29 protein-coding genes are annotated in these 26,187 nt (G+C 67.8%); 12 read left to right on the forward strand and 17 right to left on the reverse strand.

Annotated features, from left to right (window positions below):
* Positions 1–37: 37 nt before the first annotated feature.
* The 5 genes from RJ03_RS17375 to RJ03_RS17395 all read right to left on the reverse strand — a co-directional run bounded on the left by RJ03_RS17375 (position 38) and on the right by RJ03_RS17395 (position 4,061).
* Positions 38–430 (reverse strand): ectoine synthase, encoded by a 393-nt coding sequence (locus tag RJ03_RS17375; protein WP_030513045.1) that lies wholly within the window; start codon positions 428–430, stop codon positions 38–40.
* 2 nt (positions 431–432) lie between these two features.
* Positions 433–1,695 (reverse strand): diaminobutyrate--2-oxoglutarate transaminase, encoded by a 1,263-nt coding sequence (gene ectB / locus RJ03_RS17380; RefSeq protein WP_036503728.1) that lies wholly within the window; start codon positions 1,693–1,695, stop codon positions 433–435.
* 12 nt (positions 1,696–1,707) lie between these two features.
* On the reverse strand, positions 1,708–2,130 hold the full coding sequence (gene ectA, locus RJ03_RS17385; protein ID WP_231509009.1) for a diaminobutyrate acetyltransferase: 423 nt from the start codon (positions 2,128–2,130) through the stop codon (positions 1,708–1,710).
* 196 nt (positions 2,131–2,326) lie between these two features.
* Positions 2,327–3,310, reverse strand: coding sequence for a HAMP domain-containing sensor histidine kinase (locus tag RJ03_RS17390; protein ID WP_051024798.1), 984 nt, complete (start codon positions 3,308–3,310; stop codon positions 2,327–2,329).
* 40 nt (positions 3,311–3,350) lie between these two features.
* Positions 3,351–4,061 (reverse strand): response regulator transcription factor, encoded by a 711-nt coding sequence (locus tag RJ03_RS17395; RefSeq protein ID WP_036503729.1) that lies wholly within the window; start codon positions 4,059–4,061, stop codon positions 3,351–3,353.
* A 354-nt stretch (positions 4,062–4,415) separates the two neighbouring features.
* On the opposite strand from RJ03_RS17395, the gene RJ03_RS17400 reads away from it, so the two are divergent.
* Complete coding sequence (locus tag RJ03_RS17400) at positions 4,416–5,648, forward strand: L,D-transpeptidase (RefSeq protein WP_051024799.1); 1,233 nt, start codon at positions 4,416–4,418, stop codon at positions 5,646–5,648.
* A 34-nt stretch (positions 5,649–5,682) separates the two neighbouring features.
* On the opposite strand, the gene RJ03_RS17405 is transcribed toward RJ03_RS17400, so the two are convergent.
* The 4 genes from RJ03_RS17405 to kdpF are packed head-to-tail and all read right to left on the reverse strand — an operon-like array spanning position 5,683 to position 10,520.
* On the reverse strand, positions 5,683–6,591 hold the full coding sequence (locus RJ03_RS17405) for a potassium-transporting ATPase subunit C (RefSeq protein WP_036503786.1): 909 nt from the start codon (positions 6,589–6,591) through the stop codon (positions 5,683–5,685).
* A 16-nt stretch (positions 6,592–6,607) separates the two neighbouring features.
* Positions 6,608–8,761 (reverse strand): potassium-transporting ATPase subunit KdpB, encoded by a 2,154-nt coding sequence (gene kdpB, locus RJ03_RS17410; protein ID WP_051024800.1) that lies wholly within the window; start codon positions 8,759–8,761, stop codon positions 6,608–6,610.
* Position 8,762: 1 nt separating this feature from the next.
* Positions 8,763–10,433, reverse strand: coding sequence for a potassium-transporting ATPase subunit KdpA (gene kdpA, locus RJ03_RS17415; RefSeq protein WP_036503730.1), 1,671 nt, complete (start codon positions 10,431–10,433; stop codon positions 8,763–8,765).
* Complete coding sequence (gene kdpF, locus RJ03_RS38445) at positions 10,434–10,520, reverse strand: K(+)-transporting ATPase subunit F (RefSeq protein WP_223273250.1); 87 nt, start codon at positions 10,518–10,520, stop codon at positions 10,434–10,436.
* A gap of 368 nt (positions 10,521–10,888) precedes the next feature.
* On the opposite strand from kdpF, the gene RJ03_RS37215 reads away from it, so the two are divergent.
* The 8 genes from RJ03_RS37215 (at position 10,889) to RJ03_RS17455 (ending at position 17,907) form a co-directional block, all read left to right on the forward strand.
* Entirely contained in the window at positions 10,889–11,035 is a 147-nt protein-coding gene (locus RJ03_RS37215; RefSeq protein WP_157122018.1) for a hypothetical protein, read from the forward strand.
* Positions 11,032–13,554: a DUF4118 domain-containing protein gene (locus tag RJ03_RS17425; RefSeq protein WP_036503734.1), complete on the forward strand. Its 2,523-nt coding sequence runs from the start codon at positions 11,032–11,034 to the stop codon at positions 13,552–13,554. The genes RJ03_RS37215 and RJ03_RS17425 overlap by 4 nt, the downstream gene beginning before the upstream one ends.
* A 67-nt stretch (positions 13,555–13,621) precedes the next feature.
* Positions 13,622–14,329, forward strand: coding sequence for a response regulator (locus RJ03_RS17430; RefSeq protein ID WP_036503736.1), 708 nt, complete (start codon positions 13,622–13,624; stop codon positions 14,327–14,329).
* Positions 14,330–14,446: 117 nt separating this feature from the next.
* Positions 14,447–14,962 carry an OsmC family protein gene (locus RJ03_RS17435; RefSeq protein WP_083870942.1) on the forward strand — a complete coding sequence of 172 codons (516 nt, stop codon included), beginning with the start codon at positions 14,447–14,449 and terminating at the stop codon, positions 14,960–14,962.
* Entirely contained in the window at positions 14,959–15,240 is a 282-nt protein-coding gene (locus RJ03_RS17440) for an acylphosphatase (protein WP_036503737.1), read from the forward strand. The genes RJ03_RS17435 and RJ03_RS17440 overlap by 4 nt, the downstream gene beginning before the upstream one ends.
* Positions 15,241–15,264: 24 nt before the next feature.
* The gene (locus RJ03_RS38450; protein ID WP_245552311.1) at positions 15,265–16,251 is read left to right on the forward strand and encodes a hypothetical protein; all 987 of its coding nucleotides are present in this window, start codon (positions 15,265–15,267) and stop codon (positions 16,249–16,251) included.
* Entirely contained in the window at positions 16,252–17,418 is a 1,167-nt protein-coding gene (locus RJ03_RS17450) for a glutathionylspermidine synthase family protein (protein WP_036503738.1), read from the forward strand.
* A gap of 36 nt (positions 17,419–17,454) precedes the next feature.
* Positions 17,455–17,907 carry a DUF350 domain-containing protein gene (locus RJ03_RS17455; RefSeq protein WP_036503742.1) on the forward strand — a complete coding sequence of 151 codons (453 nt, stop codon included), beginning with the start codon at positions 17,455–17,457 and terminating at the stop codon, positions 17,905–17,907.
* 10 nt (positions 17,908–17,917) lie between these two features.
* Here RJ03_RS17455 and RJ03_RS17460 read toward each other — a convergent pair whose 3' ends face one another.
* From RJ03_RS17460 to RJ03_RS17490, 7 genes are all read right to left on the reverse strand, one after another.
* Positions 17,918–18,943, reverse strand: coding sequence for a PHP domain-containing protein (locus RJ03_RS17460; RefSeq protein ID WP_036503743.1), 1,026 nt, complete (start codon positions 18,941–18,943; stop codon positions 17,918–17,920).
* Positions 18,943–19,524 (reverse strand): dihydrofolate reductase family protein, encoded by a 582-nt coding sequence (locus RJ03_RS17465; protein WP_036503792.1) that lies wholly within the window; start codon positions 19,522–19,524, stop codon positions 18,943–18,945. Before RJ03_RS17465 ends, RJ03_RS17460 begins: the two co-directional genes overlap by 1 nt.
* A gap of 63 nt (positions 19,525–19,587) precedes the next feature.
* Positions 19,588–20,445, reverse strand: coding sequence for a bifunctional DNA-formamidopyrimidine glycosylase/DNA-(apurinic or apyrimidinic site) lyase (gene mutM, locus RJ03_RS17470; protein ID WP_036503745.1), 858 nt, complete (start codon positions 20,443–20,445; stop codon positions 19,588–19,590).
* Positions 20,445–21,200: a ribonuclease III gene (rnc, locus tag RJ03_RS17475; protein ID WP_036503747.1), complete on the reverse strand. Its 756-nt coding sequence runs from the start codon at positions 21,198–21,200 to the stop codon at positions 20,445–20,447. The genes mutM and rnc overlap by 1 nt, the downstream gene beginning before the upstream one ends.
* Before the next feature lie 23 nt (positions 21,201–21,223).
* Positions 21,224–21,406, reverse strand: a complete 183-nt coding sequence (rpmF, locus tag RJ03_RS17480; RefSeq protein ID WP_030513024.1) for a 50S ribosomal protein L32 — start codon at positions 21,404–21,406, stop codon at positions 21,224–21,226.
* 2 nt (positions 21,407–21,408) lie between these two features.
* On the reverse strand, positions 21,409–22,068 hold the full coding sequence (locus RJ03_RS17485; protein ID WP_083870934.1) for a YceD family protein: 660 nt from the start codon (positions 22,066–22,068) through the stop codon (positions 21,409–21,411).
* Positions 22,069–22,164: 96 nt separating this feature from the next.
* Positions 22,165–22,911 (reverse strand): DivIVA domain-containing protein, encoded by a 747-nt coding sequence (locus RJ03_RS17490; protein ID WP_036503753.1) that lies wholly within the window; start codon positions 22,909–22,911, stop codon positions 22,165–22,167.
* Positions 22,912–23,168: 257 nt separating this feature from the next.
* On the opposite strand from RJ03_RS17490, the gene RJ03_RS17495 reads away from it, so the two are divergent.
* From RJ03_RS17495 to coaD, 3 genes are all read left to right on the forward strand, one after another.
* A complete protein-coding gene (locus RJ03_RS17495) occupies positions 23,169–23,678 on the forward strand; it encodes a GtrA family protein (protein ID WP_306304681.1) in 510 nt (169 codons plus the stop codon).
* Between the two features lie 302 nt (positions 23,679–23,980).
* Positions 23,981–24,991: a hypothetical protein gene (locus RJ03_RS17500; RefSeq protein ID WP_051024801.1), complete on the forward strand. Its 1,011-nt coding sequence runs from the start codon at positions 23,981–23,983 to the stop codon at positions 24,989–24,991.
* A 45-nt stretch (positions 24,992–25,036) separates the two neighbouring features.
* Positions 25,037–25,522: a pantetheine-phosphate adenylyltransferase gene (gene coaD / locus RJ03_RS17505; RefSeq protein ID WP_036503754.1), complete on the forward strand. Its 486-nt coding sequence runs from the start codon at positions 25,037–25,039 to the stop codon at positions 25,520–25,522.
* An 83-nt stretch (positions 25,523–25,605) separates the two neighbouring features.
* Here coaD and rsmD read toward each other — a convergent pair whose 3' ends face one another.
* On the reverse strand, positions 25,606–26,163 hold the full coding sequence (rsmD, locus tag RJ03_RS17510; RefSeq protein WP_036503756.1) for a 16S rRNA (guanine(966)-N(2))-methyltransferase RsmD: 558 nt from the start codon (positions 26,161–26,163) through the stop codon (positions 25,606–25,608).
* Positions 26,164–26,187 lie beyond the last annotated feature (24 nt).

Raw genomic sequence — 26,187 nt, forward strand, 5'->3', positions numbered from 1 at the left:
CCAATGTCATCGCGGCGTCGCCCTCCTAACTACATCACTACTCGCCTACGGCCACCAGCGGATAGACGCCGTTCTCGTCGTGAACTTCCTTGCCCGTGACCGGAGGGTTGAACACACACAGCATCCGCATCAGGGTGCGGGTCTCGACCCGATGCCGCTCGTGCCCGTTGAGCAGGTACATCGTTCCCGGCGCCAGGTCGTAGGTGACGTCGTTGGTCAGATCCGTGAGCGTGCCCTCGCCCTCCACCAGCCACACCGCTTCGACGTGGTTCTGATAGTGGAACTCGTGCACGGTGTTCGGCTGGATCGTCGTCTCGTGGAAGGAGAAACCCACCCCGTCGCCGCCGAGGATGATCCGCTTGCTGCGCCAGTCCTCGGCCGCGACGTCGCGGTCGGTTCCGGTGATCTCGGCAGTGGTACGCACGATCATGGTCAGTTGCCTCCTCGGGCCATGTCGACTGCCCGGTCCAGGATGGCCAGGCCGTGGTCGAGTTCGTCGTCGGTAATGGTCAGCGGCGGCAGCAGCTTGACCACCTGGTCTTCGGCGCCGGAGGTCTCCACCAGCAGGCCCTCCTCGAAGGCGATGCTGCTGACCTTGCCCGCCTCCGAGGCGTCGTCGAACACCAGTCCCTGCACCAGCCCGCGTCCGCGGGTCGAGACACCCTCGAAGTTCTCCGCGAGGGCCTCGAACGACTTCCGGATCTTCTCGCCCTTGGCGGCGGTGGACACCTCCAGCCGGTCATCGGTCCAGTAGTGCTCGAGCGCCACGCGGGCGGTCACGAACGCCGGGTTGTTGCCGCGGAAGGTGCCGTTGTGCTCACCGGGCGCCCACTGGTCCAGCTCGCGCTTCATCAGCACCAGCGCCAGCGGCATGCCGTAACCGCCGATCGACTTCGACAGGGTGACGATGTCGGGGGTGATGCCGGCGATCTCGAAGGAGAAGAACGGGCCGGTCCGGCCGCAGCCCATCTGCACGTCGTCGACGATGAGCAGAATTCCGCGCGCGGCACACAGCTCCGACAGGTGCCGCAGCCACTGTGCCCGAGCGACGTTCACGCCGCCCTCGCCCTGCACGGTTTCCACGATCACCGCCGCGGGCTTGTCCACACCGGAGGAATTGTCATCGAGGACCCGCTCCATCCACGCCAGATCGTCGGTGCCGTCCAGATACCCGTCGTAGGGCATCGGATTCACGTGGTTCAACGGTACTCCGGCGCCCGCGCGCTTGGTCGCGTTTCCGGTCACCGACAGCGCGCCGAGGGTCATGCCGTGAAATGCGTTGGTGAAATTCAGGATCGACGTGCGGCCGGTCACCTTGCGGGCCAGTTTCAGCGCCGATTCCACCGCGTTCGCACCGGTGGGACCGGGGAACTGCACCTTGTAATCGAGGCCGCGCGGATCCAGCAGAACGTTGTTGATCGTCTCCAGCAATTCACGCTTCGCGACGGTCGACATATCGAGTCCGTGGGTAATTCCGTCACGGGCGATGTAATCGATCAGTGCTTCTTTGAGAACGGGGTTGTTGTGCCCGTAGTTGAGCGCTCCCGCGCCCGCGAAGAAATCGAGGTAATCACGTCCGCTACCGTCGCGCAGCCAGGCGCCGGAGGCGGTGTCGAACAGCGTGGGCCACGAGCGGCAATATCCACGGACATTCGATTCGAGCGATTCGAAAACGGTCATCTCAGCGGTGGTCATCGATGATCCTTCCTATCGTTTTGCGTCACCCTGCAGTGGCGCGATCCGGTACAGGTCCTCCGATTCGTGCCCGTCCGGAAAATCTTCTGGCTCGAACAACGTTTCTCGCGTCATTTCCGCGTCACGGCGCCGGGCCAGTGACGCGAACATTGCCAGCGAGGCTTCGTTGTCCGGCGAAACGGTTGTCTCCAACTTCGAAACACCTTGGTCGGCAACGTCTTCGACGAGCCGATCCAGCATTGCAACGCCCACTCCGCGGCCGCGGAAGGCGTGATCGACGGCTACCTGCCAGATGAACAGTGTGTCCGGCGATTCCGGGCGCAGATATCCGGTGACGAATCCTGCTATCTCCGAGTCGATTTCGGCCACGACGGTGGTCGAGGCGAAGTCACGGCTCCAGAGCAGATACGCGTAACTCGAATTGGCGTCGAGCACTTGGGAATCCACTGCGATTCGCCACATCCGCGCTCCGTCGTCCACCCGCGGCCGACGAATCAGCGTCTGGGAGGAAACGTGCCGACGGCCGTTCGGCTCGTCGGTTGCCGGAGAACTGAACGACATACTCCGCGTTCGGGTCTGCATCACCTCTTCAGAATTGCCCGCGAACGTTGAGGTCTATCGTGCGACTACTTTACGGTTGTGTTACAGAAGTATGATCGGTGAATTTCGTCACGGTGGGCAACCACACCATGAATCGGGCACCTCCGCCGGGACGGTCGTCACATTTCACGCGGCCCCCGTGGGCGGCAACGGTTTCGGCCACCAATGCCAATCCGATGCCGGTGCCCGACCGTTTCCCGCGGCGCACCGTCACGAATCTTTCGAAGATGCGTTGCCGATCCTGTGGCGCCACTCCCGGACCGGCGTCGTCGACCGTGATCACCATTTCGTCCCCGGCGCGTGCGACCCCCACCGCGACCACTCCGCCGCCGTGCCGCTGCGCATTCTCGAGCAAATTCACCAGCGCTCGCTCGAGTTCGAGCTTTCGGCCGGTAACGATTCCGTCGTCGGCGACGGTCAGCAGTTCCGGTGAATAACGCATTTCCGCGAGGGTGTGGGTGAGCAGTTCGCGCACCGACAGCGGTTCGGCGTCGGCGCCGTGCATCCGCGCCTCGGCCCGGGCCAGTGCCAGCAGATCGTCGAGCAACCTGCGCAGATGGTCGAGTTCGGCGCGGACCAGTTCCAGCGCCCGCCGCGACCGTTCCGGAAGTTGATCCTCATAGCGCGACATCACGCCGACGCTGGTGGTGAGGGTGGTCAGCGGGGTGCGCAGTTCGTGGCTCACGTCACCCACCAGCCGGCGTTCGCGATCGATGCGGTTCTGCAGGGAGTCGACCATGGTGTTGAAGGCGTCCACGGTCGGGGCCAGATCGGGATCGTCGGTATCGGGCAGCCGGGTGCCGAGCTCACCGGAGGCGATCTTGGCCGCAGTGCCCGTGACCTGGCGCAACGGTTCCAGCAAACGGTGCGACAACCAGATTCCGAAGATCGCGCCGATCACGGTGCCGCCGAGTGCGCAGGCCAGCGCGGTGCGCCATCCGCCGCCGTCGAGCTTGGCGATCAGCACCGCCAGCAGTGCCGAGACCAGCCCGGTGACGGTGAAAGCGACGATCACGCGACCGCGCAGAATCTGGCGGCGGGGCAGGCGCGGAAATCTAGCGCTGCACATCGAGGCGGTAGCCGAGCCCGCGCACGGTTACCACGATCGCCGGCTCCGACGGGTCGCGCTCGATCTTGGTCCGCAGCCGCCGGACATGCACGTCCACGATCCGCTCGTCACCGAAGAACCCACGGTCCCAAACCCTTTCGAGCAGGACACTGCGCGACAGCACCCGGCCGGGGGTCTCGGCCAGTTCGCACAGCAACCGGAATTCGGTGAGGGTCAGGTGCAGTTCCTCGTCGCCGCGGTGGACGGTACCGCCGTCGGCCGAAAGCACCAGCGGCGCTTCGGGATAGGCGTCGAGCACGATCTCCTGCGGGGCCGGCGGCTCCACGGTCTGCTGGGCGCGGCGGCGCAGGGCCCGCATCCGGGCGGTGATCTCCTTGATCTCGAACGGCTTGGTGACGAAGTCGTCGGCGCCGGCCTCCAGCGCGGCTACCACGTCGTGGGTGTCGTCCCGCGCGCTGACCACGATGATCGGCACGTCGTGATCGCGACGAATCTCACGTATACAGGTGAATCCGTCCATCTCCCCCAGCATCAGATCCACGATCATCACATCCGGTGCGCCGTTGTCACGCAGATGTTCGAGCGCATCCTCGGCCTCCTCGGCCTCGGCGACGTCGTAGCCCTCGTCCTCCATGGCCAGTCGCAGCGCACTGCGAACCCGGTCGTCGTCCTCTACGATCATCAAATTTGCACTCATCGCTACACCTCGTCCAGCTGCGCGTCATCGGAGCGTGGTTCCCCGACCCGTCCGTTCGTCAGCAGTGCGAGCGGCCGCGCAGCCTGTGGTCTCGCACCGTTCTCTCATAACCACACATCCCTCACAGACATCGGTGGCGGACCACACGACGCCGGGCGCCGGCCGATCGGTCCCTGAGCGCCCACTGGGCACACAACAGTAACTGGAGTACCCGGGACCACGATGCGTAAACACGGGGCAACACCACCGAGGTGCAAGCACCTGAAAAAGCCCCGTAAACTACGTACCGAGACAGTAAGGCGATTGGTGCGCTGCGAGGGCTTGCTCAGGCGCACGTCGAACGCAGGAGACACCATGTCCACTCGCCGCTGCCGATTCAGTGTTGCGCTGGGAGCTATCGCCCTGGTGACGACGCTGATGGCCGCGTGCTCGTCATCCCCGGAGCCGGCGTCGAATCCGACGCGCGGCACCCCGGGGCCCGCCGCGCCGGCCATTGCGATGGTCCCGGCGCCGGGTAGTGCCGACGTCGATCCGCTCGGCACGATCGAGGTGAGCGCAACCGACGGCATCCTCACGGATGTGACGTTGACCAACGAAGAAGGCAAACAGGTCGACGGCACGCTCAATCCGGAGCGAACCGCGTGGAAGCCGAAGGTTCCGCTCGGTTACGGCCACAACTACAAGATGAGCGCGAACGGCATCACCGTCACCGGACCCAGCGGTCCGATGACCTCGTCGTTCACCACGCTCACTCCCAGCAACCAGGTCAAGGCGTATCTGACCACCACCGGTGGGCAGCCGCTGGCCGACGGCGGAACCTACGGCGTGGGCACCGTGATCGTCGCCCACTTCGACGAGGCGGTCGGCGACCGCGCGGCGGCCGAGAAGCGTCTCTCGGTGACGACGGAACCGCAGGTCCAGGGCTCGTGGTACTGGCTCGACGACAAGAACGCGCACTGGCGGCCGCAGCAGTACTGGCAGCCCGGCACCAAGGTCACCGTCGCGGCAAACATCTTCGGCGCGCAGCTGGGCCCCGGCCTGTTCGGCCAGGAGGATTCGAAGACCAGCTTCACCATCGGCGACTCGCATGTCTCCATCGCCGACGACAACACCCACGAAGTGCAGGTGTTCGAGAACGGCAAACTGATCCGCACCATGCCCACCTCGATGGGCCGCGGCGGCAGCGAGCAGGTCGGCGGTAAGACGATCTACTTCAACACCCCCGCGGGCATCTACACCGTGATGGGCAAGGGCAATCCGGTGATCATGGACTCCTCGAGTTACGGGCTGCCGGTGAACTCGCGCCTGGGTTACAAGGAGGCGATCGGCTGGGCCACCCAGATCAGTGGCGACGGGATCTACCTGCACCAGCTCGACTCCACGGTGTGGGCGCAGGGTAATACCGACACCTCACACGGCTGCCTGAACCTGAACCTCGACAACGCGCGCTGGTTCTACAACTTCGCGATCCCCGGCGATGTGGTCGAAGTCCGCAACACCAGCGGTCCGCCGCTGCCCTCGTGGAACAACGGCGACTGGATCGTGCCGTGGGATCAGTGGGTGGCCGGCAGCGCGCTGCACTCCTGATCGCCACCCGCACCGATCACCACAGCTGCCGAGTTCAGTGCCGCGTCGGATAGCGCTGGTCCAGCTCGAGATTCACACCGAGGACGTCGACCCTGGGCTCCCCCAGGAAGCCCAGGTCGCGCCCGGCGGTGTGTGCTGCCACCACGGCGGCGACCTGCTCGGCCGTGATGCCCCGCGCGGCCGCCACCCGCGCGCTCTGGATCTGCGCGTAGCGCGGTGAGATGTGCGGATCCAGTCCGGAGCCCGATGCGGTGACCGCGTCGGAGGGCACCGGGGTGTCGGCCGGCGCGTCACCGCGGACGGGGACGATCAGTCCGGCCGAATAGTCCGTCCCGGGCTGGGCGCAGTCCACCCGGACCCCGCGGTAGGCGTCCTGGAACGGCACCGCCGGGCACGCCTCGTTCACGCTGACGACCTTCGTGGGCGCGGTGACCTGCCCGTGGCCGTCGCGGGGACCGAAGACCGCGAGCACCGCACCGACCCCGCCGGGCGTGCAGAACGGTCGCGCGCCGGAGACGCCCTCGCGCTCGCCGATCTGTTTGCTGCGCGTGCAGACCGTGGTCAGCAAACCGGTCGTCGATTGCGACTGGTCGGCCGCCAGGGTGTCGACGACGTCCTCGGGGCCTTTGTTGCCGAAACCGGTGTTGGTCGGGTCGTAGCCGTCGGGGCGGCTGCCGTCGGCGGGCGCGGAATTCGACGGCCGGGTCTGGAAGTACCGCGGTAGTGCCGCGCCCTTACCGTCGGTGAACGCCTGACCGATCAGGCTGCTGCCCACCAGCTTTCCGTCCCGGTGGACCAGCGAGCCTTCGGCCCGGTCGTGCAGTCCCGGCAGCTGGGCGAGCGCGAAGACCGCCAGCGGGTAGACGATTCCGGTGATCACCGTCAGCACGAGCAGTGCTCGCACCGCGGCCAGATGCTGACGGAACCAGGTGGTGTATCGCATCGAGAACGAAGGCATATCAGGACATCCCAGGAAGGAATCGGACGACAAGGTCGATGAGTTTGATGCCGATGAACGGAGCGACGATGCCGCCCGCCCCGTAGATGGCGAGGTTGCGGCTCAACAGTTTCGACGCACTCGACGGGCGGTAGCCGACGCCGCGCAACGCCAGCGGGATCAGCGCCACGATGACGATCGCGTTGAAGATCACCGCGGACAGGATCGCCGACTGCGGACTGTGCAACCGCATCACGTTGAGTACATCCAGGCCCGGGAACAACGCCACGAACAGCGCCGGAATGATCGCGAAGTACTTGGCGACGTCGTTGGCGATGGAGAAGGTCGTCAGCGCGCCCCGGGTGATCAGCAACTGTTTGCCGATCTCGACGATCTCGATCAGTTTGGTCGGATCCGAGTCCAGATCGACCATATTGCCGGCCTCCTTGGCCGCCGACGTCCCGGTGTTCATCGCGACGCCGACGTCGGCCTGCGCCAACGCCGGCGCGTCGTTGGTGCCGTCGCCGGTCATGGCGACCAGGCGCCCGCCGGCCTGTTCGCCCTTGATCAGCGCCAGCTTGTCCTCGGGGGTGGCCTCGGCCAGGAAGTCGTCGACCCCGGCCTCGTCCGCGATCGCCTTGGCCGTGAGCGGATTGTCGCCGGTGATCATGACCGTGCGAATTCCCATGCGGCGCATCTCGTCGAAGCGTTCCCGCATGCCCTGTTTCACCACATCCTTCAGATGGACCACACCCAGCAGCCGGGCCTGCCCGTCGAGCAGTTCGCCGACCACCAGCGGTGTGCCACCGGAGGCCGAGATACCGTCCACGGTCCGCCCGACCTCCTCCGGCACCGAACCACCGTGGGCCCGTACCCATTCGGTGACCGCACTCGCCGCGCCCTTGCGCAACCCATGCCCGTCGCGCAGGTCCACGCCCGACATCCGGGTCTGGGCACTGAATTCCACCCAGGTCGCGCCCGCCAGTTCACCCGGCGTGCGCTCGCGTTTGCCGTACGCGGATTTCGCGAACACCACGATCGAACGGCCCTCGGGAGTTTCGTCGGCGAGGCTGGAAAGCTGTGCGGCGTCGGCCATCTCGTCCTCGGTGACACCCGGCATGGCGACGAAGCCGGCGGCCTGCCGGTTGCCGAGAGTGATGGTGCCGGTCTTGTCGAGCAGCAGCGTGTTCACATCGCCGGCGGCCTCGACCGCGCGACCCGACATCGCCAGCACATTGCGCTGGACGAGCCGATCCATTCCCGCGATGCCGATCGCCGACAACAGTGCGCCGATCGTGGTCGGGATGAGACAGACCAGCAGCGACACCATGACGATGCCGGTGACCCCGTGCGCGTTCAGCGCCGCGCTGTCGCCGACTCCCGGATTGTTCGCCTTGGCGAAGATCGCGGGCGGCTGCAACGTCACGACCGCGAACACGAAGATGATCGTCAACGCCGCCAGCAGGATGTTCAGCGCGATCTCGTTGGGTGTCTTCTGCCGGCTGGCGCCCTCCACCAGGGCGATCATCTTGTCGATGAAACTGCCGCCCGGCTCCTGGGTGATCTCGACGACGATGCGGTCCGAGAGCACGGTGGTGCCGCCGGTGACCGCGGACCGGTCGCCGCCGGATTCGCGGATCACCGGCGCCGATTCACCGGTGATCGCCGATTCGTCGACCGAGGCGATGCCCTCCACGACGTCACCGTCGCCCGGAACCACCTGCCCGGCCTCGACCACCACGTAGTCGCCGCGCCGCAGTTCGGGTGCGGCAACGGTGTCCTCGAGCGGCGCCGCGGCGCCCGGGTGCCAGTTCACCAATCGCCGGGCGACGGTGTCGGTCTTGGCTTTTCGCAGCGTATCGGCCTGCGCCTTGCCGCGCCCCTCGGCGACGGCCTCGGCCAGGTTGGCGAAGATCACCGTCAGCCACAGCCAGATCACGATCGCCCAGGCGAAGACCGTGGGATGGGCGACCGCGAGGATGGTGGACCAGAGTGCGCCGAGCTCCACGATCAGCATCACCGGATTGCGCCACAGTGTGCGCGGGTCCAGTTTGCGCAGGGCGTCGGGCAGCGACCGGGCCAGTATCGCCGGATCGAACATGCCACGGCTGCCTCGGCGCGGCGACGGATTGGCAGCGCGCGGGACGGCCACGGAATTGGTTGTCGGAGCGGTCATTTCAGTGAATTCCTTCGGCGAGTGGCCCGAGCGCCAGCATGGGCAGGAAGGTGAGGGCGACCAGGATCAGCGTCACGCCGGCGACCATGCCGACGAACTGCGGCCGGTGCGTCGGCAGGGTGCCGATCGATTCCGGCGTATGCCCCTGGCGCGCCAGCGATCCGGCCAGCGCGAGCACGAGAACGATCGGAACGAACCGGCCGAACACCATCGCCAGACCGAGGGCGGTATTCCACCACACGGTGTTGCCGCCGAGCCCGGCGAAGGCCGAGCCGTTGTTGTTGGCGGCCGAGGTGAAGGCGTACAACACCTCCGACAGGCCGTGCGGCCCCGCATTCGCCATGGCCGCGCGCTCGCCCGGCAACGCCATCGCCAGCGCGGTGCCCACCAGCACGATCAGCGGACTGACCAGGAAATACGATGCGGCGAACTTGATTTCGCGCGGGGTGATCTTCTTGCCGAGATATTCGGGCGTGCGCCCGACCATCAGCCCGGCGACGAAGACGGTGATCACGGCCAGGATCAGCATGCCGTACAGGCCCGATCCGACACCGCCGGGCGCGACTTCGCCCAGCTGCATGTTCACCATCGTCACCATGCCGCCGAGGCTGGTGTAGGAATCGTGGGCGGAGTCGACGGCGCCGGTGGAGGTCAGCGTGCTCGACGCCGCGAACGTCGCGGAATCCGCTACGCCGAATCGTGTTTCGACACCCTCGAGCGCCGCGCCGGCCGCCGTCGGCACGGTGCCGTGGTGGCGCAGCTGCAGGAGGTTGGTCAGCGTCACGCTGATCAGCGCGAGCACTGCCATCACCGACGCGATCGCATACCCCTGCTTCGTGCTGCCCACCATGCGGCCGAAGGTTCGCGGCAGCGAGAAGGCGATCAGCAGGATCAGGAAGATTTCGACCCAGTTGGTCCAGGCCGTCGGATTCTCGAACGGGTGCGCGGAGTTCACGTTGAAGAAGCCGCCGCCGTTGGTGCCCAGCAGTTTGATGCTTTCCTGCGAGGCGACCGGGCCGCCCGGAATCGTCTGTGGCGCACCGGTGATCGTCTGGGCGACCTGATCGTAAAGGTGGAAGTTCTGGATCGCGCCGCCGGCGATCAGCACGATCGCGAACACGAACGCGATCGGCAACAGGATCCGCAGCGTGCCGCGCACCAAATCGACCCAGAAGTTGCCGAGGTCACCGGTGTGACGGCGGGCGAAACCGCGCACCAGCGCGACCGCGACCGCCATCCCGACCGCGGCCGAGACGAAGTTCTGCACGGCCAGGCCCGCCATCTGGACCAGATGTCCCTGGGTCGACTCCCCGGCGTAGTTCTGCCAATTGGTATTGGTGACGAAGCTGATCGCGGTATTCCACGCCAGCGCCGCGGTCATCTCGGTCCCGGGCTCGTGCAGATGCAGCGGCAGCCGGCCCTGGATCAGCTGCAGGAAGAACAGCGCCAGCACGCTCATCGCGGAGAAGGCCAGCACGCTGCGGGCGTAGACGCCCCAGGTCTGCTCCACGCCGGGCTGGACCCCGATGGCGCGGTAGACGATGCGTTCGGCCCGCGAGTGTTTCGTGCCCGAGTACACCCGGTACATGTAGTCGCCGAGTGGGATGTGGACCGCCGCGAGCGCGATGATCAGGGTCGCGACGAACACGACCCCGGCAGTGGTTGTGCTCACCTAGAACCTTTCCGGGAACAGCAGCGCCGCGACCATGTAGACGGCGACGCCGAGGGCCAGGATCAGACCGACGATGTTCGCGATCACAGCCGTTCCACCCCCCGTTGGAGCAGGCCGAGCAGGGCGAAGATCGCCACGGTCACGACGGTGAACACCGCGACGGACATAGTGCAGTCCTCTCTGTTGACGGCATCCGGAAGCGAATGCGCCGCAGTGAGTCAAGCTCGCGAAACGACCGATTTCGACGGCGTTGACGGCTTCTTAGCGGTCGCGGCGACGGCATTGACGGGGTGCTTACAGGCCGCCGCGGCCCCGCTGCCGCGCCGTCAAGGTCGGCGGCGACCCCGTCAAGGAGTCGTAAAGATCGGCGATCGGGCCCGCGCGGCGGTGCACAGTGTGTTGTCCGGTCCAGTCGACCGGCACAGCGGCAATCACCGGGTCGTGAGGAGAAGACAGTGCCGGATTTCGCGGTCGCGGCGATGGTGATCCTCGCCTTCGTCAGCTGCGCGCTGGGCCTGCGCGTGGCCGCCGGGCGCACCACTCGGGTCGTCCGGGTTTCGCGCCGTCCACGTCGTCCGAATCGCGCGATGATGGACCTGTGAAGCGCGGACAACTACGCATCTATCTCGGGGCCGCGCCCGGCGTGGGTAAGACCTACGCGATGCTCGGCGAGGCGCACCGGCGAATAGGCCGTGACCGCGACGTGGTGGCCGCGGTGGTGGAGACCCACGGCCGCAGCAAGACCGCGGAACTACTCGAGGGCATCGAGCGGATTCCGCCGGCGATGCGCACCTACCGCGGCACGACCCTGCCCGAACTGGATGTCGAGGCGGTGCTGCGGCGGGCGCCGGCCGTCGCGCTGGTGGACGAACTCGCGCATACGAACGTGCCGGGATCGAAGAACGAGAAGCGCTGGCAGGACGTCCACGAACTGCTCGACGCCGGTATCGACGTCATCTCCACGGTCAACGTTCAGCACCTGGACAGCCTCAACGACGTCGTCGAGCAGATCACCGGCGTGGTGCAGCGCGAAACCGTGCCGGATTGGGTGGTGCGCGGCGCCGATCAGGTCGAACTGGTCGACATCACGCCGGAGGCGTTGCGGCGCAGGCTTTCCCACGGCAACGTCTACACCGCCGACAAGGTGGACGCGGCGCTGCGCAACTACTTCCGGCCGGGCAATCTCACCGCGTTACGCGAACTGGCCCTGTTGTGGCTGGCCGATCAGGTCGACGCCGCGCTGGCCAGATACCGGGCCGACCACAAGATCACCGCGACCTGGGAGGCGCGCGAACGCGTGGTCGTCGCGGTGACCGGCGGCCCGGAATCGGAGACGATCGTGCGGCGCGCGAGCCGCATCGCCACCAAATCCAGTGCCGAACTGCTCGTCGTGCACGTCGTGCGCGGGGACGGACTGGCCGGAGTGTCGGCACAACGGCTGCATCGGCTGCGTGAGCTGGCCGCCGGGCTCGGTTCCAGCCTGCACACGGTGACCGGCGAGAACGTCCCCAATGCCCTGCTGGATTTCGCCCGCCAGGTCAACGCCACTCAGCTGGTGGTGGGCACCTCCCGCCGCTCGCGCTGGGCGCGCATCCTCGACCAGGGCATCGGCGCGACCGTGGTGCAGCGCTCGGGCAGTATCGACGTCCACATGGTCACCCACGAGGAGGCGCAACGGGGGCTGCGCTGGTCGGCCCTGCTACGGCGGCAGCGGTCGACGGTGTCATGGCTGGCCGCCCTGGTGGTGCCCACCCTGATCACCCTGGTCTGCTATCTGTGGCTGGATTCGCGCCTGGATCTGGCCGGTGAGAGCGCGATGTATTTCATCGGCGTGATCGCGGTCGCGCTGCTCGGCGGTGTCGCACCGGCCGCGTTGTCGGCGGTGCTGGGCGGGCTGCTGCTGAACTGGTTCTTCACCACCCCGCGGCACAGTCTCACCATCGCCGAACCCAACAATTTCCTCACCATCGTCGTGATGGCGGGAGTCGCGGTGGCGGTGGCGGCGCTGGTCGACATCTCCGCCAATCGCACCCGCGAGGCACGCACCGCCTCCCGTGAGGCCGAGTTGCTGACCCTGTTCGCCGGGGCGATCCTGCACGGCGCCGACCTGCCCGATCTGCTCGAGCGGGCCCGCGAGATCTACCGGCAGCGGGCGGTGAGTTTCGTCGGTGACGAGGAGGTGATCGCCTGCGTCGGTCACGATCCGGCGCGCACACCCGCCGCCGCCGATACCGCGATCGGCGCCGGCGACGAGGAACATTGGCTGCTGCTCAGCGGGCGCGCGCTGACCCCCGGTGACCGCCGGGTGCTCGCGGCGGTGGCCGGGCAGGCGGCCGGGCTCGTGCGCCAGCGCGAACTCGCCGATCAGGCCCAGGCCGCCGCGGGTGTGATGGCGACGGACCGGCTGCGGCGCGCGCTGCTGTCGGCGGTCAGCCACGACCTGCGCACGCCGCTGGCCGCGGCGAAGGCGGCGGTGTCGAGTCTGCGCAGTGAGGACGTGCAGTTCTCCCCCGCCGATACCGCCGAATTGCTGGAAACCATCGAGGAATCCACCGATCAGCTCACCGCGCTCGTCGGCAATCTGCTCGACTCCTCGCGGCTGGCGGCCGGCGCGGTGGAGCCCAACCTCAAACAGGTGTACCTGGAGGAGGTGGTCAACCGCGCGGTCGTCGGTGTCGGGATGGGGACCCGCGGTGTCCGCCAGGCGGCGATGGACCGGGTCAAGGTCGAGGTCGGCGAGGTCTCGGTCTGCGCCGACAGCGGCCTGCTGGAACGGGTGCTGGCCAATCTGGTCGACAACGCGCTGCGCTACTCGGCCCCGACCGGTATGGCGGCCCCCGACACACCGGTGCGGGTTGGCGCCGAACGCGACGGCGACCGGGTATCCATCACAGTGGTCGACTACGGTCCGGGCGTTCCGACCGGACTCGAGGACCAGATGTTCGAACCGTTCCAACGATTGGGCGACCGCGACAATTCGACCGGCGTGGGCCTGGGCCTGTCGGTGGTCCGCGGATTCGTCGAGGCGATGGGCGGCACCGTCCACGCCGAGCCGACGCCGGGAGGTGGTCTGACCATGGTGATCGAGCTGCCGGCCGGCACAACACAGGAGGCGTCGTGAGCGACACTGCGCAGCCCGCTCGCGACGCCGACCGGGTGCGGGTGTCCCGCACAACACAGGAGGCGTCGTGACATCGGCCGAACGACCGCCGGCCGCCGTCCGGGTGCTGGTCGTCGACGACGAACCGCAGATCCTGCGCGCACTGCGGATCAACCTGTCGGTACGCGGCTACGAGGTGATCACCGCGGCCACGGGCGCGGCGGCCCTGCGCGCGGCCGCGGAGAAGCATCCCGACGTGGTCGTGCTGGATCTGGGCCTGCCCGATATCGACGGTGTCGAGGTGCTGGCCGGCATTCGCGGCTGGAGTTCGATGCCGGTCATCGTGCTCTCGGCCCGCACCGATTCCTCGGACAAGGTGCAGGCCCTCGACACCGGAGCCGACGACTACGTCACCAAACCGTTCGGCATGGACGAGCTGCTGGCCCGGCTGCGGGCGGCGGTGCGGCGGTCCGCCTCGGCGGCCGAGGAGTCCGCGCCGATTGTCGAAACCTCCTCCTTCACCGTCGATCTCGCGGCGAAGAAGGTCGTCCGCGGCGGCCGCGACGTGCACCTCACCCCGACCGAATGGGGTGTGCTGGAGATGCTGGTGCGCAACCAGGGCAAGCTGGTGGGGCGGCGCGAACTGCTGCGCGAGGTGTGGGGGCCGACGTACGCGACCGAAACCCACTATCTGCGGGTATATCTGGCGCAGCTGCGGCGCAAGCTCGAAGACGATCCGTCGCAGCCGAAACATCTGCTGACCGAGGCCGGCATGGGATACCGCTTCCAGGCCTGACCAGTCCCCGCCCGAGCTGGACAAAACCGGTGATATCGGACACAACCACCCACTCACGCCGTGGTGAAATCCGGTGTGCGATGCGCCTGCGCCGGGCCCGATGGCAGGATCGACGGTATGTCCGAACAGACCGCCAACTCCGCCGCACCCACCGCCGCCGCCTCGCAGCCCGCGACCGTCGCGGCGGCACCGCAGACCAAGGCACCGAAGCCGGTGACCGAATTGTGGGTGGAGCGGACCGGCACCCGCCGCTACACCGGGCGCAGTTCGCGCGGGGCCGAGGTGCTCATCGGCTCCGACGGCGTCGAGGGCGTCTTCACCCCCGGTGAGCTGCTGAAGATCGCGCTGGCCGCCTGCACCGGGATGAGTTCGGACTTCCCGCTGTCCAACCGGCTCGGCGAGAATTACGACACCACCATCCGCGTCTCCGGCGACGCCGACCGCGAGAACGAGGTGTATCCGGAGCTGAAAGAGGTCGTCGAGCTGGACCTGTCCGAACTCGACGAGGCCGGTCGCCAGCGCTTGCTGGTCACCGTGCAGCGCGCCATCGACAAGGTGTGCACCGTGGGACGGACGCTGAAGGCGGGCAGCACGGTGAACCTGACGTTCCAGATCGACAAGATCGAGTCGTGAGCTCCGACCCCGTCCGGCTCAGCGCCTGGGTGCACGGCTACGTGCAGGGCGTCGGGTTCCGCTGGTGGACGCGCGCGCGGGCGCTGGAGCTCGGTGTGGTGGGCCACGCCCGCAACACCCGGGACGGGCGGGTGCACGTGGTGGCCGAGGGTCCGCGACCGGCGTGCGAGCGTTTGCTGGCATTGTTGCGTTCGGGTGACACTCCTGGTCGAGTCGATCTGGTTGTGGAAAACTGGGGCGCCGCCCTCGGCGGAATCACCGGGTTCGAGGAACGGTAGCGGCGGGGATACAGGAGTCGATCGTTGGCAACACATGAGCCGGGCGGGCCCGGGGATCGGGATTCGCACGACCCCCGCGACACCCCACCCGCGGGGGACGACAGCACCGACGGCGGCCCGGAGTCCGGAAAGCCGAAGGGAATCGGCGCCTCGGATCCGACGGTGCGTTTCGGCGCACAGCCCGGCGAGGGCGAGACCGGCGGATCCCGAGCGGAACCGACGCGACGGCTGGGCGAACCGGACCCCACACTCCCGAATCCGCAGACCGCGCCGACGCTTCCGGGCACACCCATCCTGCCCGGCTTCCCCGACCCCACCGCGCCGATCCCCGGCCTCGCCACCCCCGGCGTGCCGAACCCGCTGTCGGACAACGCCTTCGGCGCCGACGCCGGGGGCTCGACCGGATCCGAAGGTGAGAATCCCGGCGGCGCAGGCGAATCCGGCAAACCCCGGCGCATGCGCGGCAGCATGCAGCGGCAGGAGGCCGGCGTCACCCAGCCCCGGCCGCCGACGGTGGCCGAGGCGCGAGCGCGCGACAAGGCGCGCAAACGCGCCGAAGAGGCCGAACGGGCCGCGGCCGAGGCCGCGGAAACCAAGCGGCGCAACCGCAAACGGCTGCTCATCGGCGGCGTGGCGGTCGCCGGCATCGCCGCGGTGGTCGGCACCGGCTATCTCGCCTACCAGGCCGCACACCGGCCGGCGAATGTGACCGCCTACTGCATCACCGACGACAACGGGCAGCAGCAGGTCGTCCCCGACGACGACTGCGTGCGCGCCCAGTCCTACGCCAGTACCGGCGGCTATTACGGCGGTGGCGGGCTCGGGCCCGGCATCTTCCTCTACAACGGCCACCAGTACCGCTACTACTACGGCGGCAACAACGCCGTCGGGCGCGCGCCCGTCGGCGGCAGCACGGTCGCGCCGAAGAAGGCCACCGTCAGCACCAAGAGCGGAACCGTCGTACGAGGCGGTCTCGGCAGTAAATCCGGTTCCACCAGTGGAGGCTCCTAGATGCGTCGGATGCGCAACCGGCAACGTACCGGCTGGCAGAAGATCATCGCCGATCAAGGGCTGGTATTCGGCTCACCCGGCCGCGACGCGAACGGACAGTCGCGCCCGTACTGGGACGAATCGGTGCACTACGAATTCGATCTCGACGAAATCCTCGCGCTCGAGGCCCAGGTCGAGGTGCTGCATTCGATGTGCCTGCACGCGGTCGAGCAGATCGTGCTCACCGAGCGCTTCGCCGATTTCGGCCTGCCCGAATGGAGTTGGGAGCCGATCAAGAAGTCGTGGCAGCGCAGCGACCCGTACGTCTACGGACGTTTCGATCTGCGCTACGACGGCCGCGGACCCGCGAAACTGCTGGAGTACAACGCCGATACGCCGACCTCACTGCTGGAAGCGGCCATCGTGCAGTGGCACTGGCTCACCGACGTCTACCCCGACGACGACCAGTGGAATTCGCTGCACGAACGCCTCGTCGAGCGCTGGGGCGAGCTGCTCGACCAGCTGCCCACCAACCAGCTGCACTTCACCTGGTCCTCGGCCGACGCTTCCGGCGAGGACAACGTGACCACCGCGTATATGCAGGAGACCGCCGCCGAGGCCGGATTCGACACCATCGCGCTGCCGATCGAGGAGATCGGCTTCGACACCGAGCTGGAGCGTTTCGTCGATCTGGCCGAGGCGCCGATCGGTTCGATCTTCAAGCTGTATCCGTGGGAATGGGCCCTCGACGACGATTTCGGCAAGCGCGTGGTGAACTCCGTCCCGGAGACCGCCTGGGTCGAACCGCTGTGGAAGACACTGCTTTCCAACAAGGCGCTGCTGGCGGTGCTGTGGGAGATGTATCCCGGGCATCCGAATCTGCTGCCGGCCTACCTCGACGATCCGCACGAACTCACCGAATACATCCGCAAACCGAAGCTGGGTCGTGAGGGCGCCAATATGACCATCGTCGGCGCCGGGATGGAAACCTCGACCGGCGGTGTGTACGGCGAGGAGGGGTTCGTCTACCAACTCCTCGATCCGCTGCCGGAGTTCGACGGCCTGCGCCCGGTGCTCGGCGCCTGGATCGTCGGCGACACCTCGGCCGGTCTCGGCATCCGCGAATCACCCGGCCTGATCACCGACGACGGCGCCACCTTCGTTCCGCATCGTATTCCGACCAAGTAGCATTCAGCGACTCGATCAACATCACCGGAGGAACCTGTGTCGTCCACCCTCGCGCTCGAATCAGGGTATTGGAGCTCCGTCGGCCACGGCGTCGGCGCGATCGCGCTCTACGCGGTGCTGGGTCTGGCCCTGATGCTGATCGGCTTCCAGGCCATCGACAGCTCCACGCCCGGACCGCTGCGCAAGATGGTCGCCGCCGGTAATCCGAACGCGGTCGTCATCGCCTCCGCGGGCATGGTGAGTATGGCGTTGATCGTGGTGCTGGCGATCTACTCCTCCGGCGGCCGGCTCATCGAGGGCCTCATCGCCACCGGGATCTACGGGCTGGTGGGCATCATCGCGCAGGTGGTCTCCATCCGGCTGCTGGAATGGCTGGTCGGCCTGCACATCGGCGATCTGCTGAAATCGGCCACGTACCAGATTCAGTCGCTGCTGGTGGCCGCCGCCCATCTGGCGATCGGCATGGTCGTCGCGTTCGCGATCCTCTGAACGGTCGCGTTCACCGCGCGGTGAACGCCAGGAGTTCGCTCAGCGGAAGGCTGTTGATGATCCGGTCGGCCGGGACCTGGTTCGCCGCGGCACGTTCGCAACCGTAGCCCTGCCAATCCAGCTGGCCCGGCGCGTGCGCGTCGGTATCGATGCTGAAATGGCAGCCCATCTCCACGGCCAGGCGCAGCAACCGGCTCGGCGGATCGAGACGTTCCGGGCGGCTGTTGATTTCCACCGCCGTCCCGTAGCGGCGGCAGGCCTCGAAGACGAGTTCGGCGTCGAACGACGATTCCGGCCGGATGCCGCGATTGCCGGCGACCAATCGTCCGGTGCAGTGGCCGAGCACATCGACATTCGGATTCGCCACCGCGTACACCATGCGTTTCGTCATCGTCGCCGAGTCGGCCCGCAGGTTCGAATGTACGCTGGCCACAACGACATCCAGGCGAGCGAGCAGATCGGCCTCCTGGTCGAGGGTGCCGTCGTCGAGGATGTCGACCTCGATACCGGTGAGGATCCGAAACGGCGCCAGCCGCTCGTTGAGTTCGGCGACCACGTCCAACTGGCGGCGCAGCCGCTCCGCGGACAGGCCGTTGGCGACTTTCAACCGCGGCGAATGATCGGTCAGCGCACAATATTCGTGGCCCAGCGCCTGCGCGGTGCGCATCATCTCCTCGATCGGGCTGCCGCCGTCGGACCAGTCGGAGTGGGTGTGCAGATCGCCCCGCAGCAGCGCGCGAACCTCGGCGCCCGCGGGTGCGATCGGCTGTGCGCCGGAACGCAATTCGGCCAGCCGCTGCGGTACGGCACCGGACACGGCCTGCTCGATCACCGCGGCGGTCTTGGGTCCGATACCCGAAAGCTCCTGCCAGGCACCGGATTCGCGGTACCGATCGAAATCGGCGTCCGACAGCTCGGACACGACATCGGCCGCGCGCCGGTAGGCCTTGACCCGATGGGTCTGGGCGCGATCGCGTTCCATCCAGAACGCGATCTCGCGCAGCGCGGCCACCGGGTCCGGAACGTGATCGGCCACTAGCGGATCCGGCTGTACTTGACGAATGCCACCCCGTCCTCGAACACGCGGCCCGTGAGGACCCGGAACAGTGCCGGCTCCGGCAGCCGCGGTCCCGCGCCGAACAGCGGCCGGCCGTGCCCCAGCACGATCGGATACAACTTCAGGAAGATCTGGTCGATTTCCGGCAGCAGCGCCTGGGCCAATTCGCCGCCGCCGCACAACCAGATGCCCGACCCCTGCTCCTGCTTGAGTCCGCGCACGCGTCCCAGCGGGTCGGAGGAGATCAGCTCGACGTCTCGGGCCGGATCGCCGGGCAGGGTGGTCGACACGACGAACTGCCGCAGATGTGAATACGGGCTCGACGTGCCGGTCCGCACGCCGAAATCGTGGGTTTTGCGGCCCATCAGCACGGTGTCGAAGCTTTCCCCCGGACTGTCGATCCCGAGCGATTCCCGGATCTTGGTCGGCAGCGTCTCCGGATACTGGGCGGTGATGGCCGGGCCGTGGTCACCGCCGACCGGGAAGAAATCGACCGATCCGTCCGAGGTGGCGATATACCCGTCGATGGTCGAGGCCACGAAGTAGGTGAGCTTGCGCATCCGTTCTCCCTTCATGCGAAGTGGCGTCATCGGACACACCGCAAATTTAGCGCGTGCTCGCCACTATCGCCGGGGCTTCGGCTGGCATCGCGGACAGGAGTAGGAGGAGCGGTTCATGAACTTCTCGCGGCGGATCGGGGCGCCGCAGCGACGGCACGGCTCGTCCTCACGACCGTAGGCGGCCAGCGACCGCTCGAAGTAACCGGAATTGCCGTTGACGTTGACATACAGCGCGTCGAAGGAGGTGCCGCCCGCGTCGAGGGCCGCGCCCATCACCGTCTGCACCTCGCTCAGCAGCCGCCGCAGCGCGGGCCGGGTGAGCGCCGCGGCGGGGCGTTCGCCGTGGATGCGGGCTCGCCACAACGCCTCGTCGGCGTAGATGTTGCCGATGCCCGAGACCACCGTCTGATCCAGCAGCACGCGTTTGATCTCGGAGGATTTGGTCCGCATGCGCGCGACCACGGCCTCGGTGTCGAAACGGGGGTCGAGCGGATCGCGCGCGATGTGGGCGACCGATTCCGGCAGCTCCTCACCGTCGAGCGTGCCGAGCCGGTTCAGCGCCCAGCCACCGAAGGTGCGCTGATCGATGAAGCGCAACTGCGAGCCGTTGTCGAGTCCGGCGACGATATGCGCATGCTTCTCCAGCGGGGCCTGCGCGGACTGCACCAGCATCTGCCCGCTCATACCGAGGTGGACGACGAGTGCGGCATCGGGATCGTCGAAGGTCAGCCAGAGGAATTTGCCGCGGCGGCGGGCCGCTTCGATCCGCAGGCCCGCCATCCGGGCGGCGAGATCGTCGCCGCCGAGTTCGTGGCGGCGTACCGACCGCGGATGTTTGACCAGGACCGATTCCACGACGTGGCCGACGACGTGTTCCTCGAGTCCACGCCGCACCACCTCGACCTCGGGCAGCTCGGGCATCAGTCCCCGGCTTCGGTGGAACCGTCCGCGGTGAGCGCCTGCCAGGCAGCGCCGGCGGCCTTCTGCTCGGCTTCCTTCTTCGACCGGCCGACGCCCTGCCCGTAGGCCGTGCCGCCGATCACCGCGGTAGCGGTGAATTCCTTGTCGTGGTCGGGACCGGTCGAGGTGATCTCGTAGCTGGGCACGCCGATACCGCGTTCCGCGGTGAGCTCCTGCAGGCTGGTCTTCCAGTCCAGGCCGGCGCCCATCCGGGGACCGCGTTCGAGCAGTTCGGCGAACAGCCGCAGCACGACTCCGCGCGCGACCTCGATGCCGTGTTGCAGATGGACCGCGCCCAGCAGCGATTCCATCCCGTCGGCGAGGATGCTCGCCTTGTCCCGACCGCCGGTGAGCTCCTCGCCCTTGCCGAGCAGCAGATGACGGCCGAGGCCGCCCTCACCCAGGCCGCGCGCGACCTCGGCCAGGGCGTGCATATTCACCACACTGGCACGCAGTTTGGCGAGCTCACCCTCGGATTTCTCCGGATGCTCGAGGTACAGGCGCTCGGTGATGCTCAAACCGAGGACCGAATCGCCCAGGAACTCCAGGCGTTCGTTGGTCGGCAGACCACCGTTCTCGTAGGCGTACGAACGGTGGGTGAGCGCCAGCCGGAGCAGATCCGGACGCAGCTCCACGCCGAGCGCTTCCAGAAGGCTGGCGTGGTCAGCGGCATCGCCCGCTGCGGGTGCGGCCGCTTCGTCCTTACCGGCGGTCACTTCGCGGCTACCCGATCGGCAGATCAGATGGCCGAGGTGACCTGGCGGCCCTTGTAGGTGCCGCAGTTGGGGCACGCGATGTGCGGGAGGGTCTTCTGACCGCACGCCCGGTTCGGGCAGGTGATCAGGGTCGGCGCGGTGGCCTTCCACTGGCTGCGCCGCGAGTGGGTGTTGGCACGAGACATCCGGCGCTTCGGAACGGCCACGACTACTTCTCCTCTGTCGTCGAACTTGCCGAACCATTGCGGCTGGCAAGAGATCGGTCTACGTCTGATGGGGCGTCGGAGACGCCGGTGCCGGGGGTTTCGCTCGCGAATTTCGCAAGCCCCGCCCAGCGAGGGTCCAGTATCTCATGCGTGTGATCCGGACCCGCAATCGCCATCCGGACACCGCATTCCGGGCACAGCCCGGCGCAATCGGGTTCGCACAGCGGTTGCAGTGGCAATTCCAGGCCGACGGCGTCGGTGACCACCGGCTCGATGTCGATCATGCCGTCGACGAGCCGGTAGATCTCGTCTTCCTCGGTGGTCTGCTCGGTCGCGCTGTCCGGATAGGCGAACAGTTCGGTGATCTCGAGTTCCAGATCGTCGGTGAACGACTCCAGGCAGCGCGAGCACTCCCCCTCGATCGGCGCCGACACCGAACCGGTGACCAGCACGCCCTCCGAGACCGCCTGCAGGGTCAGATCGAGATCGATCTCGGCGCCCGCCGGGATCGCGATCAGATCCAAGCCGATCTTCTCGGAGGCGGTGACGACCCGATGCACCTGCCGGATCGAGCCCGGGGCACGCCCCAGACTACGGGTGTCCAGCACGAAATCCGCGTCGGTCTGACGACGACGCGAACCGGGACCGGACTGGGCGGACATCGGGCACTCACTCACGTTTCGAGGGGGTTTGGGCAACCACTCCACAGTACGCGAACTGCGCCGATCCCCCCAAATCCCGGAACGAGCGCGAGCGGATCAGCGGCGGAAGTCGGCGGCGTAGTCCGGAATGCCGGTCCCCGAACGCAATTGCTGACGACCGCGGCCGACCGTCCGCAGCGTCGAGTGCAGAGTCTCCTCGAAATCGGCGAGCTGGGAATCGACGTATTGGTCGCATTCCTCGCGCAACCGGTCCGCCTCGGTCTGCGCGGCGTCGATCAACCGCGCGGATTCGCCGTGCGCGGCCCGCACCACCTCGGTCTGCGACACCAGGCGTTCCTGTTCGGCCTGTCCCTCGGCCACCGACCGGTCGTAGGAGGCCTGGCCCGCCGCGATCATCCGCTCCGATTCGGTGCGGGCGCGGCCGGTGAGCGCCTCGTATTCGGCCTTGCCGTCGGTCACGATGCGATCGGCCTCGGCCTGCGCGGTCGCGACCAGATGATCGGCGTGCGCGCGAGCCTCGGCGACCATCCGGTCGGCGTGCGCCTTGGCGTCGGCCAGCAACCGGTCGGCCTCCTCGCGGGCGCCGGCGACGGTCTGTTCGGCCTGGTCGTTGGCGCCGGTCACCGTCGCCTCGGCGGAGTTGCGGGCGTCGGAGACGATCTTGTCGCGGTGGTCGAGCACGTCCTGGGCGTCGTCGAGTTCGCCGGGCAGCGCCTCACGCACATCGTCGAGCAGTTCCAGCACCTCACCGCGGGGCACGATGCAATTGCGGGTCGGCGGGATACCCCGCGCCTCTTCGACGATCGCGACCAGTTCGTCGAGTGCCTCGAATACGCGATACATCCTGCTGACCCCACTCTCGTGCCGAACTACTGCTCTCGGCCCCAGTGTGCCCGCATCCCGCGTGTCTGCCCAGATCACCATCGGTGTGTCGGGCGGTGTTTCCTATCCCACACAAATCAAGTGGAGGAAATCTCTCCGCTTGGTGCTATCTTTTCTACCGAGCGGTAGACCAGCCGGAACCCGTCGCCAACGGCGTCCGGCACTGTGCGATCGGAACGACCATGGTTGTCCTTTATCCGGCACCTCCGGGTATGTGGGTGAACCCACAGCCCGATCCGGGTGTATCCATCGTGCACAGCGAACTGCTGGCCGAGACGCCGGAGCCGCAGCAGTCCCCGCCTCGCATCCGCCGCCTCGCCTCGCGCTTCGCCAGCTATCTGCGCGGCGACCACTGGCTGCCGCAACTCGTCCGCTTCGCGCTGGTCGGCGGTTTCAGCAATATCGGCTACTTCCTGCTGTTCCTGGCCTGCTACAGCGGCGGGCCGCAGCTCGCCAACCTGACCGGATCCATCGTCAGCACGGCACTTGCCAACGAACTGCACCGCCGCCTGACCTTCCACGCCGCCGACCGGGTCGGCTGGCTCGCCGCCCAACTCGAGGGCGGTGGACTGGCGCTGGCCGGACTCGCCATCACCTCGGGGGCGCTGGCGGTCCTCGATATCGCGGCGCCCGGACTCGCCGACGTCACCGAGGCGATCGCCGTCATCGGCATCACCGCCGGAGTCGGCGCGCTGCGCTTCCTCACCCTGCGGCTCTGGGTCTTCTGATCGCCTGGCGGCTCTGGGTCTTCTGATCGCCCGTCGTGCTCCTGCACGGGGTGCGGCTGCAACCTGGTCATTTGAGCAAGGAACCGAGCCTCTGTACCCCACGTCCTAACTCAGCAAACGTCGTTGCGAGTTCTCATCGTGGGAGGTTCGGCAATGCATCACCGTTCGGGGAATTACTGCCCGGGAAGACCCACCCTCTGGCGCGCGGGTCTGCGCGCGGCCGCGTCCCCGCGCCCTCGGGTACCGATCCCCTGTCCGCTCCTGCCCCGCCCGCGCCACACCCGCCCGTACCAGGATCCGCAATGACCCACGACAGCGGATGTGCCGAAATCCTGTGCGGCCCAGGGCGGCAGGCGCGTGCGGGTGGGCTGCATCGACGTCGTGATGTGGTGTCGGTCGGGGTCAGCGACGACGAGATCCGGCGGCGGTGCGCGATCGGAAGCTGGCGGCGGGTGCGGCGCGGGGCGTATGCGGAGGCCTCGGCACTCGCCGAACTGGACGGCGTGGCGCGGCACCGGCTGGCGGTGGCGGCGCTGCTACCGGAGATGGCGGCCGACGCCGTGGTGAGCCATCAATCGGCGGCGGTGCTGCTGGGGGCGCCGATGTCCCCGGCGCTGCTGGATCGGGTGCACGTCACGCGCAATCGACGCCACGGCGGGCGCATCAAGCCGAATCTGACGGTGCATTGCGCACCGGTCCCCGTCGTCGCCGAACGGGATGGGCTGCTGGTCACCAGTCCCGCCCGCACCGTCGTCGACCTGGCGCGCACGCTTCCGTTCGAATCCGCGGTCGTCGTCGGCGACGCCCTCGCTCGCGAGTTCGGCATCACCGCAGCGGCATTGGCGCGCGAACTGGCCCGGGCCCGCGGCCGGCGCGGCGTCGACGCTGCCCGGCACGTGATCGGTTTCCTCGATCCGCGCAGCGCCGGAGTCGACCACTCCCGGGTCCGGGTGCTGCTGCGGCTGCTCGGATACCCGCCCGCGGCCGCGGGCGGAGTGATCCATGCCGACGACGGGCGGGTGCTGGGGACGGCGGATCTGTATCTGGGCCGGACCGGCGTGGTGCTCGAGGTCGACGGGCACCGGACGAAAAGGGCACACGTACACGGGGACCCGTCGCACCGAGCGCCGGATGTGCTGTTGCGGCGCTACGGATTTCGGACGATCCGTACCACTTGGCGCGAGTTGAGCACCGGAGTCGCCGCGCAGCGCGTGCACGCCGCGCTGAGCCGGGCGCGCGAGCAGCGTCCTCGCGGCTACATCCGCCCCGCTCCGCTTCCGCCCGCGACGCCGCTGCGGCTGCGTGCGCTGTGACGACCACGATCGGCTCGGCCTGCCCGGACCTGTTAGCGTCGCTGCATGGCTGGAGCACTGTGCCCCGGGTCCTTCGATCCGGTGACCAACGGGCATATCGACGTCATCTCGCGCGCGGCCGCGCAGTTCGACGAGGTGGTCGTGACCGTGATGATCAACAAGAGCAAGCAGGGCATGTTCAGCGTCGACGAGCGGATCGAGATGTTGCGCGAGGCGACCGCCGATCTGCCGAACGTGCGGATCGAATCCTGGTACGGGCTGCTGGTCGATTTCGCTCGCGAACAGGGCATCACCGCCATGGTCAAGGGCCTGCGCGATGCCACCGATCTCGGATACGAGATGCAGATGGCCCAGATGAACAAGCACCTCTCGGGCGTCGACACCTACTTCCTGGCCACCAACCCGGCGCTGAGCTTCCTGTCCAGTTCCCTGGTCAAGGAGGTCGCGACCTTCGGCGGCGACGTCACCGGCATGTTGCCGCCGGAGGTTCACAAACGCCTGCTCGCGCGCATCGCCGAACGTCGCGGCTGAGCCGGTCGCCGCGGCGGCCGGAGCCACCGCCGCGGCAGGCTTCGCCGACGGGAACGACCGCTGACCGAGGCCCGGGCCGAGGATTACCCGCGGTATTCCGCCAGGTCGACGCGGGTTTCGCCGTATCGGCGCGACTTCAACGCCGAATAACCTGCGGGCCATGCCGTTTCGGGTGATCGCGCCGACCGCTCGACGACGATCAGCGCGTCCTCGTACAGCCACCCGTTGGCCGCCAGCGCCCGCAGGTCGGCCTCGACAGCGGCCTCGTCCACGGCGTAGGGCGGGTCGGACAGCACCAGGTCGTACGGTTCGGCGGGTGCCGTCGCCACGACGGAAGCGACTGTGCCCGTGCGCAATTCGGCGCCGGGCACATCCAGATCCGCGATGTTTCCGCGAATCACCGCGGCCGCCTTGCGATCCGATTCGACCAGCAGAGCATGAGTCGCCCCGCGCGACAGCGCCTCCAGACCGAGGGCCCCGGAACCGGCATAGAGGTCGAGCACCCGGATGCCGTCGAAATCCAGGCGCGCGGAGAGCGCGTTGAACAGTGCTTCCCGCACCCGATCCGAGGTGGGCCTGGTTCCAGCGGGCGGAACCCGCAGCCGCCGGCCACCGGCCGTGCCCGCGACGATCCGGGTCACCGCGATCCCTCCGTGGCCCGCCGA

The organism is Nocardia aobensis NBRC 100429, from assembly GCF_000308375.1.
GTDB lineage: Bacteria > Actinomycetota > Actinomycetes > Mycobacteriales > Mycobacteriaceae > Nocardia > Nocardia aobensis.

What these genes read in the sequence shown, in the direction of transcription:
- RJ03_RS17405 (WP_036503786.1), bottom strand. Translation starts at nt 6,591, where the DNA reads ATGCGATACACCACCTGGTTCCGTCAGCATCTGGCCGCGGTGCGAGCA.
- RJ03_RS17435 (WP_083870942.1), top strand. Translation starts at nt 14,447, where the DNA reads ATGTCCGAACAGACCGCCAACTCCGCCGCACCCACCGCCGCCGCCTCG.
- RJ03_RS17500 (WP_051024801.1), top strand. Translation starts at nt 23,981, where the DNA reads ATGACCCACGACAGCGGATGTGCCGAAATCCTGTGCGGCCCAGGGCGG.
- RJ03_RS17400 (WP_051024799.1), top strand. Translation starts at nt 4,416, where the DNA reads ATGTCCACTCGCCGCTGCCGATTCAGTGTTGCGCTGGGAGCTATCGCC.
- RJ03_RS17465 (WP_036503792.1), bottom strand. Translation starts at nt 19,524, where the DNA reads ATGCGCAAGCTCACCTACTTCGTGGCCTCGACCATCGACGGGTATATC.
- ectB (WP_036503728.1), bottom strand. Translation starts at nt 1,695, where the DNA reads ATGACCACCGCTGAGATGACCGTTTTCGAATCGCTCGAATCGAATGTC.
- RJ03_RS17490 (WP_036503753.1), bottom strand. Translation starts at nt 22,911, where the DNA reads ATGTATCGCGTATTCGAGGCACTCGACGAACTGGTCGCGATCGTCGAA.
- kdpB (WP_051024800.1), bottom strand. Translation starts at nt 8,761, where the DNA reads ATGACCGCTCCGACAACCAATTCCGTGGCCGTCCCGCGCGCTGCCAAT.
- RJ03_RS17485 (WP_083870934.1), bottom strand. Translation starts at nt 22,068, where the DNA reads ATGTCCGCCCAGTCCGGTCCCGGTTCGCGTCGTCGTCAGACCGACGCG.
- mutM (WP_036503745.1), bottom strand. Translation starts at nt 20,445, where the DNA reads ATGCCCGAGCTGCCCGAGGTCGAGGTGGTGCGGCGTGGACTCGAGGAA.
- coaD (WP_036503754.1), top strand. Translation starts at nt 25,037, where the DNA reads ATGGCTGGAGCACTGTGCCCCGGGTCCTTCGATCCGGTGACCAACGGG.
- RJ03_RS17375 (WP_030513045.1), bottom strand. Translation starts at nt 430, where the DNA reads ATGATCGTGCGTACCACTGCCGAGATCACCGGAACCGACCGCGACGTC.
- RJ03_RS17395 (WP_036503729.1), bottom strand. Translation starts at nt 4,061, where the DNA reads ATGAGTGCAAATTTGATGATCGTAGAGGACGACGACCGGGTTCGCAGT.
- RJ03_RS17450 (WP_036503738.1), top strand. Translation starts at nt 16,252, where the DNA reads ATGCGTCGGATGCGCAACCGGCAACGTACCGGCTGGCAGAAGATCATC.